Origin of the sequence: Treponema bryantii (assembly GCF_036492245.1) — a bacterium.
GTDB classification, from domain to species: domain Bacteria; phylum Spirochaetota; class Spirochaetia; order Treponematales; family Treponemataceae; genus Treponema_D; species Treponema_D bryantii_C.
This window is the reverse complement of sequence record NZ_AP025286.1, coordinates 1,109,971-1,125,333: the sequence shown is the minus strand read 5'-3', so window position 1 is coordinate 1,125,333 and position 15,363 is coordinate 1,109,971. Positions and strand designations below refer to the sequence as shown.

The 15,363-nt window shown below is 38.8% G+C and carries 10 protein-coding genes; 5 read left to right on the top strand and 5 right to left on the bottom strand.

Features of this window, described 5'->3' with window-relative positions; translation table 11 throughout:
* Window positions 1–72: 72 nt before the first annotated feature.
* Complete coding sequence (locus AABJ44_RS05140; protein ID WP_338370870.1) at window positions 73–1,497, bottom strand: MBL fold metallo-hydrolase RNA specificity domain-containing protein; 1,425 nt, start codon at window positions 1,495–1,497, stop codon at window positions 73–75.
* A 228-nt stretch (window positions 1,498–1,725) separates the two neighbouring features.
* On the opposite strand from AABJ44_RS05140, the gene AABJ44_RS05135 reads away from it, so the two are divergent.
* Together AABJ44_RS05135 and AABJ44_RS05130 are read left to right on the top strand one after the other, a co-directional pair.
* A complete protein-coding gene (locus AABJ44_RS05135; RefSeq protein ID WP_338370869.1) occupies window positions 1,726–2,475 on the top strand; it encodes an RluA family pseudouridine synthase in 750 nt (249 codons plus the stop codon).
* Window positions 2,472–3,506: an omptin family outer membrane protease gene (locus AABJ44_RS05130; protein WP_338370868.1), complete on the top strand. Its 1,035-nt coding sequence runs from the start codon at window positions 2,472–2,474 to the stop codon at window positions 3,504–3,506. The genes AABJ44_RS05135 and AABJ44_RS05130 overlap by 4 nt, the downstream gene beginning before the upstream one ends.
* Before the next feature lie 2 nt (window positions 3,507–3,508).
* On the opposite strand, the gene AABJ44_RS05125 is transcribed toward AABJ44_RS05130, so the two are convergent.
* The 3 genes from AABJ44_RS05125 to AABJ44_RS05115 are packed head-to-tail and all read right to left on the bottom strand — an operon-like array spanning window position 3,509 to window position 10,044.
* Window positions 3,509–4,774, bottom strand: a complete 1,266-nt coding sequence (locus AABJ44_RS05125; RefSeq protein ID WP_338370867.1) for a hemolysin family protein — start codon at window positions 4,772–4,774, stop codon at window positions 3,509–3,511.
* Window positions 4,771–6,054, bottom strand: coding sequence for a hemolysin family protein (locus tag AABJ44_RS05120; RefSeq protein ID WP_338370866.1), 1,284 nt, complete (start codon window positions 6,052–6,054; stop codon window positions 4,771–4,773). Before AABJ44_RS05120 ends, AABJ44_RS05125 begins: the two co-directional genes overlap by 4 nt.
* Before the next feature lie 3 nt (window positions 6,055–6,057).
* Window positions 6,058–10,044, bottom strand: coding sequence for a phosphoribosylformylglycinamidine synthase (locus tag AABJ44_RS05115; protein WP_338370865.1), 3,987 nt, complete (start codon window positions 10,042–10,044; stop codon window positions 6,058–6,060).
* Between the two features lie 46 nt (window positions 10,045–10,090).
* Here AABJ44_RS05115 and AABJ44_RS05110 point away from each other — a divergent pair, with 46 nt between their 5' ends.
* The 3 genes from AABJ44_RS05110 (at window position 10,091) to creD (ending at window position 13,875) form a co-directional block, all read left to right on the top strand.
* Entirely contained in the window at window positions 10,091–10,789 is a 699-nt protein-coding gene (locus tag AABJ44_RS05110) for a response regulator transcription factor (RefSeq protein WP_074645601.1), read from the top strand.
* Window positions 10,786–12,441, top strand: coding sequence for a sensor histidine kinase (locus AABJ44_RS05105; RefSeq protein WP_338370864.1), 1,656 nt, complete (start codon window positions 10,786–10,788; stop codon window positions 12,439–12,441). Before AABJ44_RS05110 ends, AABJ44_RS05105 begins: the two co-directional genes overlap by 4 nt.
* 87 nt (window positions 12,442–12,528) lie before the next feature.
* Window positions 12,529–13,875 (top strand): cell envelope integrity protein CreD, encoded by a 1,347-nt coding sequence (gene creD / locus AABJ44_RS05100; RefSeq protein WP_338370863.1) that lies wholly within the window; start codon window positions 12,529–12,531, stop codon window positions 13,873–13,875.
* 35 nt (window positions 13,876–13,910) lie between these two features.
* Here the strand turns inward: creD and AABJ44_RS05095 are convergent, their stop codons facing one another.
* Window positions 13,911–15,359, bottom strand: coding sequence for a Do family serine endopeptidase (locus tag AABJ44_RS05095; protein ID WP_338370862.1), 1,449 nt, complete (start codon window positions 15,357–15,359; stop codon window positions 13,911–13,913).
* Between the last annotated feature and the right edge of the window lie 4 nt (window positions 15,360–15,363).

The window sequence follows — 15,363 nt, the reverse complement described above, 5'->3', positions numbered from 1 at the left end:
CTTTTTTAGTGTATACAGAATAACGAATTCAAGGGTGGTATGTAAATAACCTGCAATCGAAGAACTGATAAATTATTCGAGTTCATATTCTGTATCTGGAGGAACAATTTCTACATTATTAAAACCAGCTTCTGCAAGATGCTGCTTAAAACCTTCCTGCTGGTCGAGTTCACCATGAATAAGGAAAATCTTCTTAAGACGGCTTGTATCAATTTCTTTAAGCCATTCAATCATCTCGCTGTAATCGGCATGTGCAGAAAAACCGTTACACTTCTCTACTTTTGCCTTTACCTCATACTTATCACCAAGAATTGTAACTTCTTTCTGACCTTCAAAGATTCGGCGGCCAAGTGTATTTTCTGCCATATATCCTACAATCATAATTGTATTTTTAGGATTAGAAATTTCGTTTGCAAGATGATAGAGAACACGACCGGCTTCACACATTCCATCAGCGGAAATAATAATCATCGGACCTTCTTTTTTATTGAGGGCCTTTGAATCTTCTACGCTGGTTGTATAAATGAGCGAATTGAATCCAAAAGGATTTTTATGATGCTTAAGGAAAGCTTCGTTTACGCTGTCATCATAACATTCAGGATGTACACGGAAAACCGAAGTCGCATTACTTGCCATTGGAGAGTCAACATAAATAGGAACAACAGGTATTTTTTTCTGATCTGTAAGAAGATGTAAATAGAATACAAGTTCCTGAGCGCGTTCAATTGCAAAAGATGGAATAATGATTTTTCCTTTTTTTGCACAGGTATCACGGACTATGCGGATAAGTTCTTTCATTGCAAGGTCGTGGTTATCGTGAAGTTTATTACCGTATGTTGATTCCAGATAGATATAATCTGGAGCTGGCATATCGATTGCCGGATTTCTGATGATAGGTTTACACTTACGGCCGATATCACCGGTGAACAGAAGCCTTGTCTCTTTCTCAGGCTCTTTAGGATTTGGATTGATTGTAACGTTTGCAAAAGCAGAACCTAAAATATGACCTGCATCAAAAAACTCAAGCTGAACATCTGGTGCAATAAACATCTTTCTATTATATGAAAGAGAAATAATCTGATTTGCAGCGGCTACACAGTCATTTTCATCATAAAGCGGCTTCCATGAAAACTTTTCACCTTTTTTTCTAGCCTGCTTACCTAAGAACTCTGCATCATGAGCTTGAATACGGGCACTATCCATCATAACAAGATTTGCAATATCGCGGGTTGCTGGAGTTGCATAAATATTTCCTCTCCATCCCTTTCTTGTAAGTACAGGTAAAAGACCACAGTGATCCAGATGACCATGTGTAAGAATTACTGCCTCAAGACTATCATGATCTATATCAAAATTTCTATTTTTTTCATCTGATTCCTTTCGTTTTCCCTGAAAAGAACCGCAATCTATCATAAACATTCTGTCATCAATTCTAAAAATGTGCTTTGAGCCGGTTACTTCCTCTGCAGCACCTAAGGAAATACATTTTATAGACATATACACCTCCGAGAATAAACAAAAAAACATATGCCTCTCGGCGAAAACTCCCCCAAAAAAGGCTTCCGCGTTCGCTTCGCTCACTTGTGCAGAATTTTTTTGGGGATAGTTTTCGCCTACGGCATATGTTTCGATGTCCTTATTATCACACATTAAATTATAAAACGTATTTCCATTAAACACAAATTAAAATAGAAAAACGTTCTGAAAAATGGTATACTTTTATTTATGCCTGTTAAGAACACAAATTATAGCGTTATTTATTCGGATGATGATTTTATAGTACTCAATAAAAAAAGCGGTATTCTTATTGCTGCAGACCGCTACAATGAAGATGCGCCGAGACTGGACCTTATGGCTCAGGAAGAATTCGGAAAACTTTACGCAGTTCACAGAATTGATAAAGATACTTCCGGGCTTATTATTTATGCCCGAACACTTGAAGCTCAAAGAGAACTTTCAATGCAGTTTGAAAAACGTGAAGTACAGAAAACTTATCACGCTCTGGTTTACGGACATCCTCTTTGGGAAACTCTTGATGTTGATCTTCCTTTACAGCCGGATGGAGATTCACGCCATCGTACTGTAGTAAATAAAAAATTCGGAAAACCATCTTTTACAAGTTTCCGCTTAATTGGAACCTGCGGCCCTTATTCCTGGATTGAAGCAAAACCAAAAACCGGACGTACCCATCAGATTCGTGTACATCTTGCAGAAAAAGGACTTTCTATTGTCTGCGACCCTCTCTACAGTGGAAATCAAAAGCCAGTCCGTCTCAGCGAAATCAAAAAGAAGTGGAATGGTGATGAATGTGAAGAACGACCTCTTTTAAGCAGACTTGCTCTTCATGCATATAAAATTGAAATTAAACATCCAAAAACCGGAGAAGCAGTAAGCTTTACAGCACCCTACCCTAAGGATATGGACGCTACAAGAAAACAGCTCGCAAAGATTTTTGGAGTGGATCCACTGGCGTGAAACGATATTTTTTTACATTTATAGTATTTTTCTTTTTTCTTTTCTCTACAACTGCAGAAAGCGATTCGAAATCACTTTTTCATTTTTCAATAAAGCCACTATATTCATTTGAGTATGGAACTCTTAATGAATTTGTTTATTCAAAAGATTCTGATCAGAATATATATAAGCTTAGTGAGCTTAACTGGACTGTAAAAAATCACTCAATCGGATTATCCGCCGACTGGGGTGTAAAATGGCTTTCCTTTTGCTCAAGTTTTTCATACGGATTGAACGGACCATCCGGAAATATGTATGATTCTGACTGGCAAGATGAATCAGATCATTCTATTAAGACAGAATATTCTATCAGCGATAATACACTCAACACCTTCTCTAATCTTGAATTGAGTCTACTAGGTAGAATTCCATTAACGCCAGAATCAATATCAAAAACATTTTCAGTTACTTACATTCCTTCAATAAAATACTGTAACAGTTATTATAATTTTTCTGCAAAAGACGCAGAAGGATGGTATGGCAGTTCAAGATACACAACTCTCGGATATACTGTTCCTTATAATTCTCCAAATGCAAAACACTTTTTAAAAGGAGAACTTATGGGAATTGATTATAAAAGAGAACACCAGATTCTATTTTTTGGAGAAGGTGTAAAACTTCAGTTTTATGAACGATTAAATCTTTTTGTAAATTTTGATATCAGTATTTTTTCTATTATTGAATCTGTTGATACTCATTACACCAATAAAGAAAGGACTTTAGGTACTGATTACCGTGACACAATGACTGGTTACTTCAATATTATAAAAGTTTCTTCTGCCATTGATTATCAATTCAATAAAAAACTTTATATTGGTGCAAATTATATATTCACCTATCAGGCATTAACTACAGGAAATACACAGTCAAAAAATCATACATTAGATGAATATTATTTATTGAAAAATAGTTTTGCTGGAAGTTCAGGGATGACACATAATTTTAGTATTTATTTAAAATACGCTCTGGATGATTTATATTTTATATACTAATCTTAATTACTCTTTTTCACTCTGACGCTAACTATTCTGCGGCCGCTTACATCTTCAGCTGTAAAGAGATTTTTATCCTTTATAAATACCATTCCGGCTGAAGGTAAATAGCCGATCTGTTCGAGAAGCCATCCGCCAACTGTATTCATGTCTTCTGATTCAAGATGAAGTCCAAGGATTTCGTTAGCATCATCAATCTTCATATCACCAGGAACAATAAATGTATTCAATGAAACAAGTTCTACCTTATCTTCCGGAGCTGTATTATCATAAGTGTTTTCATCTGACATATGTCCAAACACTACTTTCAAAATATCTTCCATAGTGATGATACCGTCAGTCTGTCCCTGTTCATCAAGAACAACAGCAAACTTATGTTCACTGGTACGGAACTGCTGAAGAATATCGAGAACGCTCATGGTTCCAGGAATAAATAAAACATCAGACATCTGTCGGCCGGCAAAGCCTTCACTGCGGTCTATATTCTCTGAACAAAACAAAACCTTTTTATAATTCAATACACCAACTACATTCTCACGGTTATCACTGTAAACAGTAAGGGTTGAAAAACCAGAAGTCAAAAACTGATTTATAACTTCATTATAATCAGCTTCTTTCTTAATCATACTTACCTGAGAACGATGTTTCATAACATCATTTACAAGCAGGTCATTAAACTTGATGATTTTATTAAGAAGACGACTTTCATCTTTTTCAATTGTTCCCTCATTAGAACCAACATCGATAAGAGTTTTTAATTCTTCTTCGGTAACAATTGCGCCTGCAGGCTTCATGATTTTTTCTACAACAATTACAACAAGATGAGATAATTTTTCAAACAGCCAGATAACAGGGAAAAAAAGTTTTTCAAGAATAAGCAGAGGAATAGAAGAAAAACAGGTAAACTTATCTGGATGAAGTCCTGCAGCAGTTTTCGGAACAATCTGAGCAAAGGTTGTAATAAAAAAGGCTGTTACAAACGGAGCTATTGCCGTTCCTTTTGGACCAAGTAAATCTATAGCAAGTGCAGTTGCAATAGCAGAGGCAAGCGCATTCAAGAAGTTGGTACCAATGAGAACAGTTGTAAGAAGGCGGTCCATATTATCTTTTAAAGCTGCAACCTTTTTTGCATTTCTTCGTCCCTGCTCCACCATACTTCTGAGTTTTAGACGAGGTAATGAAAGATACGCTGTTTCAGAAGAAGTAAAAAAGCCGACACATAAAATGAGGAGTAAAAGTTCTGCACCAGTAATTATATAATGCGTCATTTTTCTGTCTCCTCATTTTCTGCAGCAATACGTGATATCAGAATACGTTCGACTCGATGTGACTGAATCTTTTTGATTGTAAATAACCAGCCTTCAAATTCTACTGTATCTCCGGCAGAAGGCATTCGGTCAATCTGTTCTGAGAACCAGCCACCGATTGTTTCATTTATATTTGATTCAAGTGCAATATGAAGATCTTCCTTGAGGTCTCGCAAAAGCACCGAGCCGTTAATTTCAAAATCAGTTTTATCTTCAACATTATCAAAATCAAATACTTTACCGCGAAGGGAATCATCGCCTGGCAATGCAAAGATTTCACGGGAAATATCTTTTTCTGTAATTACACCGTCTGTACCCGAATACTCGTCTACAATAATTGCCATTGAATCATGACTTTCAAAAAGCAATTCCTGTACCGAAGTTATTTTTTTTGTACCTAAAATAAAAAGCGGAGGACGCATTACATTAAGAAGATTAAAAGTACTCTGACTTTCCTTATAAGCAAGCATATCCTTCAGATAAATTATTCCGACTATATCATCAATGGATTTTCTGTACACAGGAAAACGTGTAAAACCTAATCTTTGTGAAAGCTCAAGAATATCGCGATAAGTTGCATCATGAGGTACTGCACGAATTTTAGTACGCGGCACCATGATATCCTGAGCCTCTAAATCTGAAAATTTAAATACCTGAGTCATCATGCGGTTTTCATTTTCTTCAATAATTCCGCTTTCAGAACTCATATCAAAAAAGGTTTTGATTTCTTCTTCTGTGTAAGACTGCTTTTTTGCGTTAGTTTTGATACCGAAAATTCGTAAAACGCAGCGTGCAATAAAAGTAACTACAATAACAACCGGGTGCATTACCGCAACTACTACCTGTACAAATGGAGCAAGCGCATACGCAATTCTATCCGGACAACGGGTAGAAATTGTCTTTGGAGTGATTTCACCAAAAATCAAAAGTAACAGTGTTGCAATTAGAGTAGCTATTCCTACACCTTTTGGCCCGAATACTTCCAGGGCAATTGATGTAATAATAGAAGAAAGAAATATATTTACAATGTCATTGGAAACTAAAAGAGAATTGATAAGGCGCTCTTTGCGGTCTAAAAGTCGGCCGGCAATAAGAGCGCGCTTATCTTTATTTTTTCTGAGGATTCTCAGGCGCAGTTTGTTCATTCCAAGAAATGAGCTTTCTGAGATAGAAAACAGCATTGAAAGAACAATCAGCGCCGCGAGAATTATGAATATGTAGACCGAGGGTGCATCATCCATATTTTATTTGAAGTAAGAAACTCCGGCAGCAAAGAGGTTTTCACAGGTAGTTTCGCTTTCGTTTGAAAGTGGATTTCCACCAACGTTCTTGAAAAGGTCGAAGCTTGCGCCGTTGTTTTCCAAACCTACTCCACGTTCTGAGTGTCCCATCTTACCAAGTACGTGTCCGTCTGGAGATGTAATACCTTCGATAGCGAATGCAGATCCGTTTGGATTGTCAGGTTCTGTAATTGCAGGACGTCCAAACTCGTCTACATACTGTGTAAATACCTGACCATTTTCGAACAAGCGTTTTGCTGTAGCTTCATCACAAACAAAGCGGCCTTCACCGTGGCTGATTGCGATAAGGTGATTGCGGCTATCGATTACACTTGGATGCATTGCCCAAGGAGATGTAGCTGAAACAATACGTGTACGAACGATGCGGCTGATGTGGCGGTTGATTCTGTTGTATGTCAAAGTTGGCATATCAGGAGTCATATCGCGGATTTCACCGTATACAGCAAGACCAGTCTTAACGAGAGCCTGGAATCCGTTACAGATACCAAGTACAAGACCATCACGTTTCTTAAGAAGGTTCATAACTTCTTCGCTGATGTTTCCAGCCTTGAGTACATTTGCAATAAACTTTGCAGAACCATCTGGTTCATCACCTGATGAGAATCCACCACTGAGGGCGAGAATCTGTGCATCACGGAGTTCCTTAGCAAGATTGTCGAGAGACTCAGTAAGCTGAGCCTGTGTGCGGTTCTGAAGAACTACAATCTTTGTATCTGCACCTGCAAGGTTGAATGCACGAGCCATATCAATTTCACAGTTTGTTCCAGGGAATACCGGGAGCAATACTTTTGGACGGCTTGTCGGCTGTACAAATGCCGGTGCCTTGCGGATTTCGCTGAGAGATTTATGAACATCAGTTGCCCAGCTTGGAAGTTCAGGCTGAAGAGCTGCACCACTTACACGTGGGAATACTTCCTTAAGTTTATCTTCCCAAGAAGCGACACATTCATCCAGGCTGATTTCTACAGCAGGATTTGTTACTCCACCAAGAGTTGCATTCTTAACAGTAATCTTTTTGTCTGCAACTGTATTTCCGATAAGAGTTACAGTTCCAGCCTTAAGTTCTGTCTTAATCAAATCTTCTGAAGTTTCTACGATGATATTTCCGTAAGTTGGAACAAAAAGACCAGCGAGGTTATCTGAACTTCCGGCTGCTTCTGGAGCAAGGAGTTCTGCACCAATCATGTTACCCATTGCCATTTTTGTAACTGCTTCTGCAATTCCACCAGGTCCTACAGGGTACATTGCGCTGATTTTTCCAGCCTTATTCAAATCATAAAGAACATCTGAGTTTGCAAGGAAGGTTTCATAATCCGGCTCAAGAAGGTCAGAATATGGAACGCTTACCATATAAATATTGTTTCCGGCAGCCTTGAATGAACCGCTTACAACATTCTTTGCTTCGTCATGAGTTACGGCAAAGCTTACGAGTGTATGTGGAACGTTGATATCTTCAAAAGTACCAGACATTGAGTCCTTACCACCAATTGAAGCACAACCAGATTCAACCTGTGCATCAACAGAACCAAGCAAAGCAGCTGCTGGATATCCCCAGCGCTTTTCGTTTACTGCACGGCCAAAGAATTCCTGGAAGCTGAGGCGTGATGTACGTGCCTTACCACCAATACAAGTGATTTTTGCAAGTGAGCTCAAAACTGCAGTTTTTGCTCCGTGCCATGGTGACCACTGACCAACACGTGGGTCAAAACCGTAAGTCATAAGGCTGGCTGTTGAAGTTTCACGCGGTGTCATTACCGGAATCTTAGCAGACATACCTGCTTCCGGTGTATTTTGATATTTTCCACCATATGGGAAAAGAACTGTGCTTGAACCGATAGAACCGTCGAAACGTTCACCAAGTCCACGCTGTGAACAGCAGGCAAGGTCGTTCATATTAGCAAGCCAAGCATCGTGGAGGTGATTCTTTACACAACCTTCGCACTTAACAGGCTTATCGAGTTCTGCAGCAACAGACTCGAGAGGGTTCAAAAGTGGAGACTTAGCAGGCTCAGCTGGCTGTTCGATAAGAGCAGTAGCTTCATGATGAGCACCAGCGGCATCGAGGAACTCGCGGCCAATGTCTACGATTGTCTTTCCACGCCACTTCATAACGAGGCGGTTTGTATCTGTAACTGTTGCAACAACAACAGCATTTAAGTTTTCTTTCTTTGCTTCTTCAATAAAGCGGTCTACATCAGACTTGCGGACAACAACAGCCATACGTTCCTGGCTTTCTGAAATTGCAAGTTCTGTACCGTTCAAACCTTCGTACTTCTTTGGAACTGCATCGAGGTTGATATCAAGACCAGGAGCAAGTTCACCAACAGCAACTGAAACACCACCGGCACCAAAGTCGTTACAGCGGCGGATCATAAGGCTTACTTCTTTATTGCGGAAGAGGCGCTGAATCTTTCTCTCTTCTACAGCGTTACCCTTCTGAACTTCGGCAGCAGCAGTTGTAACAGATTTTACAGTATGAACCTTTGAAGAACCTGTTGCACCACCAATACCGTCGCGACCAGTTCCACCACCAAGAAGAATGATGATGTCGCCCGGCTCAGGACGTTCACGGATAACTGTATCTACAGGAGCGGCAGCGATAACGGCACCAAGTTCCATACGTTTTGCGGCATAGCCCGGGTGGTAGATTTCTTCTACCTGACCAGTTGTAAGACCAATCTGGTTACCGTAGCTTGAGAATCCCTGAGCAGCTTCACGGCAGAGTTTAATCTGCGGAAGCTTACCCTTCATTGTTGCAGACAAAGGAACTGTAGGGTCAGCAGCACCAGTAATACGCATTGACTGGTAAACCCATGAACGGCCAGAAAGCGGGTCACGGATAGCACCACCAAGACAAGTTGCAGCGCCACCAAATGGTTCAATTTCTGTAGGATGGTTATGAGTTTCATTTTTGAACATCATAAGCCAGCGTTCTGTGGCTTTTGGATCATCAGCTGCCAATGGCTTACCATTTTCATCAGCTGTGTAATGTACGTCTATATAAACCGAACATGCATTGTTTTCTTCAGAAACTTCCATATCTTCAAGCTTTCCGTGCTTTTTAAGATACTTCATTCCGATCACTGCCATATCCATGAGGCAGACTGGCTTGTCGGTACGGCCGGCATACATTTCTGTACGCATAGCCTGATAGTTTTCAAGAGATTTTTTGAAGAGAGGTGCATAAGGACCGTCTTCAATTTTGATATCTTTAAGTTCTGTAAGGAATGTTGTGTGGCGGCAGTGGTCTGACCAGTAAGTATCCAATACGCGGATTTCTGTTTCAACAGGGTCGCGGCCTTCACCCTTAAAATAATCCTGAAGGAAGAGGATATCAGCATGATCCATAGCAAGGCCCATCTTGTTGCGGTATGCTTCAATTTCTTCATCATTCATCTTGATAAAGCCTTCAACTACTGGAATATCAGCAGGCTCTTCAACATGCATTTTTAATGTTTCAGGTTTTGTATCATCAGTAAGGCGGGAATCAACAGGGTTGATTAAGTAGTTCTGTATTTTTTTAATTTCTTCGTCGCTTACGTCGCCTTCAAGAACAACGATTTTTGCACAACGAACAACAGGTGGCTCAGTGAGAGTTTTTACTCCCTTAAGACCTGCGCGCAAAAGTGAAAGACACTGCTCAGCAGAGTCGGCACGCTGGTCATACTGTCCAGGAAGGAACTCCCAGATGATTTCTTTTCCGCTGTGCTCAGGCAACTTTTCTGTAAAAACAAAGTCGCTCTGTGGCTCAGAGAAAATGCGTGTTGCAGCAATTTTTGCAACTTCATCACTTACATTTTCAATGTCGTAGCGGTTGAAATAACGAACTGCCTTAACTCCGGCAATTCCCAAAAATCCATTGATTTCAGAAAGATAACGGCGAGCCTCGTTTTCAAAACCAGGTCTGCGTTCAACATATAAACGATACATAGCGCGATTATAGCAAAAAATCACGGGATAGACTATACTTTTTAATATGTTGATTGCAGTTGTTGATGATGAGAAAAATATCAGGATGGCAGTTTGTACAGCTTTGAAAAAAGAAGGCTTTTCTGTAATTGAATTCGAAAACGGAAAAGATGCTTTTGAAGCGCAAAATGAACAACCTGCACTTTATATTTTAGACATCATGATGCCTGTAATGGATGGAATAACACTGCTTCGCAGCCTTCGCGAGAATGGCAATAAAACTCCAGTTATGTTCCTCACTTCTAAGGATGATGAATTTGATAAGATTTTAGGACTTGAGCTTGGAGCCGATGATTATCTTTGCAAACCTTTTTCCATGCGAGAATTGATTACCAGAGTTAAAGTGATTCTTCGTAGAACAGGAGCAGCCACAACTTCAGAATTAGAAAATCAGCATGAAGAAAAAATTCCTTCCCTGAAAGCTGGAAATATTACGATTTTTCCTTCATCCTATACAGCAGAAAAAAACGGCACTCCCCTGCAGCTTACAATAACAGAATTCCGGCTTCTTAAAACCTTTGCAGAAAATCCCGATGCAGCCCTTACCCGCGACCAGCTTATTTCTGCCGCTTACCCGGAAGATACCTACCTCAATGACCGCGCCGTAGACTGCCACATAAAAAGACTTAGAAAAAAGATTGGCAGTGACTGCATAGAAACAATTTACGGTCTTGGTTACCGTTTTAATTCGGAATCAGCAAAATGAAAAAACTAAGACTAAGATTTCCTATAAATATTCAGATTTCCATATTTCTTATTCTCGTTGCCTTTATTCCTGTAGCTGCAATGATGATGCTTAAAACCTACGAAAGTCAGATGCTTACAATGATGGAAAATTCAAATGTTCAGCAGGCAAGAATAATTTCTGCAAGTCTGGAACTTACAATATCAGATTCAGAAGAAACACAGATAAATAGAACTACTTCAAAACAACTCTTACAGAATATGAATGGTAAATTTGATGCCAGAATAAGGATTCTTTCTAAGGCTGGAGAATTGCTTGCAGACTCAAGTACACTTGAACTTGAAAATACAGAAAACTCACAGAGTGAACAGGCATATAGTTCCCGACTCAATTCCTTGTCCATCAATAACGAAAAAACTGCAGCAAATGATACTTTTATCTATAAGCTTTTTTCTATTCCAATTCGCATCTACAGAAAACTAAAACCACCGGCAGCAAGCTTTACCAGCGCAGATTTTTATTCCGGCAAAATTATTTATGATGGTGAAGAAGTAAAAGCCGCACAGCAGGGCCGATATGGAGCAAAGACAAGAATCTCTGGAGGTGGACAGGTTTCTGTCACACTCTACTCTGCAATGCCGGTTTTCAAAGATAATGAAGTAATTGGAATTGTTCTGGTTTCACGTTCCACATGGAGAATTCTGCAGAATCTTTATGAACTAAGAATAGATCTTGCAAAGGTCTTCCTCTGGTCTTTAGTTTTTATTCTGATTATTGCAGTTTTCCTTACTTTCCGCATCAGTGTGCCATTGAAGAAACTTGCCCGCCAGACCTCAGAATGTGCAGATAAAAAAGGCCGTATTGATGCAGCAGTTGTTGAAAAGTTTACAGGCTTAAAACGCAAAGATGAAATTGGAGATTTGAGCCGTTCATTTAAAACCCTGATAAAAAAACTGGATTCAAAGATTCACTATACACAGGCTTTTGCCTCAGATGTTAATCATGAGTTCAAAAATCCTCTGGCAGCAATCCGTTCTTCAATTGATATTTTAAAAGACTCTTCGGATGAAAAAGAAAAAGAAGAATTTACACAGGCTATTGTTGATGAAGTAAATCATCTTGAACATCTTTTAAACGGTGTTCGTGGCATCTCTAAAATTGAAGGAGCAGAACTTCCTAAAGAAAATCTTCCTATAAAAACTTTTACCCAGAATATTGCTGATTCTATTTTGAAAAATAATCCTGATGTAAGATTTGAACTGCAAATTAACACAAAGACAGATACTATTCTGCTTGAACCAGACTATTACGAAAGGATTCTTTCAAACCTGATTGAAAATGCAGCAGGTTTTGCAAAACACATCCGTGTTATTATAGAAACAATCTCTTCCAACAAAACAAATCAGACTCTTGTAATAAAAGTAGCTGATAATGGTCCAGGAATTTCAGAAGAAAACGCTTCTAAAATTTTTGACAGGTTTTATTCAAATCGTTCCCAGTCACTAAAAGATTCAAAAAACAAGATTGCACACACTGGACTTGGACTTTCTATTGTAAAAGCTATCTGTGATGAAATGGAAGGTGAAATTAGTGTAAGCCGCGACAGTGAACTTGGCGGTGCACTTTTTGAAATCAAACTGCCATTCACAGTTTCTAAAAAATCAGAAAAATAACACATTTTTGCCATAATTCTGACACAATTGTTTTCTATGATTTTCTCATAAAACAAAGACCTTAAGAGGTCTTACAAGGAGATTATTATGGAAAACCAGAATCAAAAACTTAATCAGAATCACCAGATAGCAGCGTTGCCTAAAAGTGATGAAAAACAAAAACGCAAAATCTTTGGAGGAATCGGCTTTAAGCTGATTTTCATTTCTCTGATTATTATTGCCCTTTTAATAGGACTTGGCTTTATTAAGGGCCAACTTTCTGACCGAGAATACACTTATAAAAATGCCAAGTCTCAGATTTCTGAATCCGCCGGTTCAAATCTGTATTTTAAGGGGCCTTATATTGCTATTCCATTCACAAGAACTATAGAAGAATTTGTTTACAGAGATGGTAAGCAATTCAAAGAAAAGAAAATTGCAGAAGAAGGCTGGCATATTATCGCTTCAGATTCTGTAAGTATTGAAGCAAAACTTGATTCAGAAGCACGCTATCTTGGAATATATTCAACTCCAATATACACAGGTAATGCTTCTATATATGCAGTGTTTGATCCTAAAGAACTGATAGAAAATGACGGCATTTCATACAAAAAAGATGAAGCAGTTTTATACATGCAGCTATTAAACTCTTCTGTATTAAATAATCCCGTATTCAAAATAAATGAAAAAGATTTTAATTCTGATTTATTTACTATTGATGGAAAAATCGGTATTGGTACAAAGATAAATTATGATTCGAAAAAACTAATCTTAAAGACCAATATTGGATTAAGAGGTGCAGAACAATTTACTTACGGAATTTCTTCTAAGCAGACAAAACTGAATCTTGCATGTGACTGGACTTCTCCGGGCTTTACAGGATTTTCTTACCTTCCGGATAAACACGAAATTACAGATACTGGCTTTACTGCACAGTGGGGCATTCCTTTTGGCTCTGATAAAACCACTCAGACAATAGGCTTCTCTTTTATTGAACCAGTAAATCTTTATCAGAAGCTGCACCGAGCAACAAAATATGGATTTCTGTTCATTATTGTTCCTTTCCTTGTACTCTTCCTTTTTGAGATTTTTGCAAAGATTACATTACATCCTGTACATTATCTGCTTTCAGGTGCAGCATGTGTTTTATTCTTCTTGATTTTGCTGGCCCTTTCTGAACATATCCCTTTTGGTGCGGGATATTTAATTGGTGCTGTTACTGCAGGTCTTACAGTTTCGCTTTATATATCTTCTGTAACAAAACGTTTTGGACTTGGCGGAATTATGATGGCTATGTTTACAGTGCTGTATTCATATCTTTTCTTTTCACTTCGTTCGGAAGATTACGCACTGCTGTTTGGAGCATTCTTTGCATTCGCAGTTGTAGCTGCACTTATGTTCCTTACAAGAAAAATTGACTGGTATAATTTGAAAAATAAAAAGACTGAAAATTAAAAAAAGGCGTTGCAAAGCAACGCCTTTTTCAGATTTTAGAATCTGTAAGTTCCAGTGGTAATTGTACCGCCGTTTGAATAAATATCGAAGTTTACAGACTTCTGGGCAGCAGCGAGTTCTTCGTAGAATTCGGCAAGGTTCGTAACCTTTTTGCCGTTTACAGCTGTAATTACATCACCGTTCTGGATACGGAGGCTTGCTGCAGGAGATTTTTCTTCTACATTAGTTGCAATTACACCCTTAACTTTCTTATCGTCAATCTTGAGCTGATCACGGGCTTTATCTGTAAGAGGACTAGCAACAAAACCTGGCCACATCTTACTGTTATTGATATCGTTCTCGTTTGCACGCTCTTCAATCTTCACGATGATATCTGAAACCTTTTTACCACCACGGATAACAGTAAAGTTTGCAGTTGCACCTGCTTCAAGACTTCCAATATCGCGAACAAGCTGATTAGTTGTCTTTACTTTCTTACCATTTACTTCTGTAATGAAATCACCTGGTTTAATTCCGCCCTTGAAGGCTGGAGAATTAGAGAATACTTCGGCAGCAAAAGCACCTTCGATTCCATTTACACCAAGTTCATCTTTGTATTCAACAGGTATATCAAGAAGTGAAACACCTACCCAGCCATAAACAACCTTACCCTTCTTGATGAAAGAATCAATTGCACTCTTAAGATTGTTGATTGGAATAGCAAAACCAAGACCTACTGAACCACCAGAAGAAGAAGCAATCCATGTATTGATACCAATTACTTCACCATAAATGTTTACAAGTGGACCACCAGAGTTACCCTGGTTAATTGCTGCATCTGTCTGAATATAATCACTGATTGCAGACATATGGCTTTCTGAACGACCAACAGCACTTACAATACCCTGTGTAACAGACTGGCTGTATCCAAGAGGTGCACCAAATGCCATACAGATATCACCTGGCTGAACCTTATCTGAATCACCAAGCTTTGCAACAGGAATTGAACTGTCCTTTGATTCAAAAGAAACAAGTGCAACATCGATACGACTGTCTGCACCTACGAGCTTTCCTTCGAACTCACGGCCATCATTAAGTTTAATACTGATTTTTGTAGCAGAACCAGCTACGTGATTATTTGTAAGTACATAGAAAGTATTTCCGGTTTTTCTTACGATTACACCGGAACCGAGACCTTTTGATTCATACTCACGCTGATTTTTCTTTTCATTATCATCACCATTTTTTTCTCTTGGATTTCCAAAGAAGAATTCAAATGGATTTGACATTCCGCCAAACGGATCTGTATAAGTCTTTGTTTCAGTAACATCAACTTCTACAACTGCCGGAAGCATTGCGTTACTTATTGAACGGAAAGAATTTTGTAAAGCTTCAATAACACTTATAGACGGATCTCCTGGTCTTTTTGGAGGATCTGCAAAAAGTGATGTGGTAAGAAGAAGCAGCATTGAGGCAGCTGCCAATACCTTTGTAATTTTTTTCATTTAT

What these genes read in the sequence shown, in the direction of transcription:
- AABJ44_RS05105 (WP_338370864.1), top strand. Translation starts at nt 10,786, where the DNA reads ATGAAAAAACTAAGACTAAGATTTCCTATAAATATTCAGATTTCCATA.
- AABJ44_RS05110 (WP_074645601.1), top strand. Translation starts at nt 10,091, where the DNA reads ATGTTGATTGCAGTTGTTGATGATGAGAAAAATATCAGGATGGCAGTT.
- AABJ44_RS05125 (WP_338370867.1), bottom strand. Translation starts at nt 4,774, where the DNA reads ATGACGCATTATATAATTACTGGTGCAGAACTTTTACTCCTCATTTTA.
- creD (WP_338370863.1), top strand. Translation starts at nt 12,529, where the DNA reads ATGGAAAACCAGAATCAAAAACTTAATCAGAATCACCAGATAGCAGCG.
- AABJ44_RS05095 (WP_338370862.1), bottom strand. Translation starts at nt 15,359, where the DNA reads ATGAAAAAAATTACAAAGGTATTGGCAGCTGCCTCAATGCTGCTTCTT.
- AABJ44_RS05120 (WP_338370866.1), bottom strand. Translation starts at nt 6,054, where the DNA reads ATGGATGATGCACCCTCGGTCTACATATTCATAATTCTCGCGGCGCTG.
- AABJ44_RS05115 (WP_338370865.1), bottom strand. Translation starts at nt 10,044, where the DNA reads ATGTATCGTTTATATGTTGAACGCAGACCTGGTTTTGAAAACGAGGCT.
- AABJ44_RS05135 (WP_338370869.1), top strand. Translation starts at nt 1,726, where the DNA reads ATGCCTGTTAAGAACACAAATTATAGCGTTATTTATTCGGATGATGAT.
- AABJ44_RS05140 (WP_338370870.1), bottom strand. Translation starts at nt 1,497, where the DNA reads ATGTCTATAAAATGTATTTCCTTAGGTGCTGCAGAGGAAGTAACCGGC.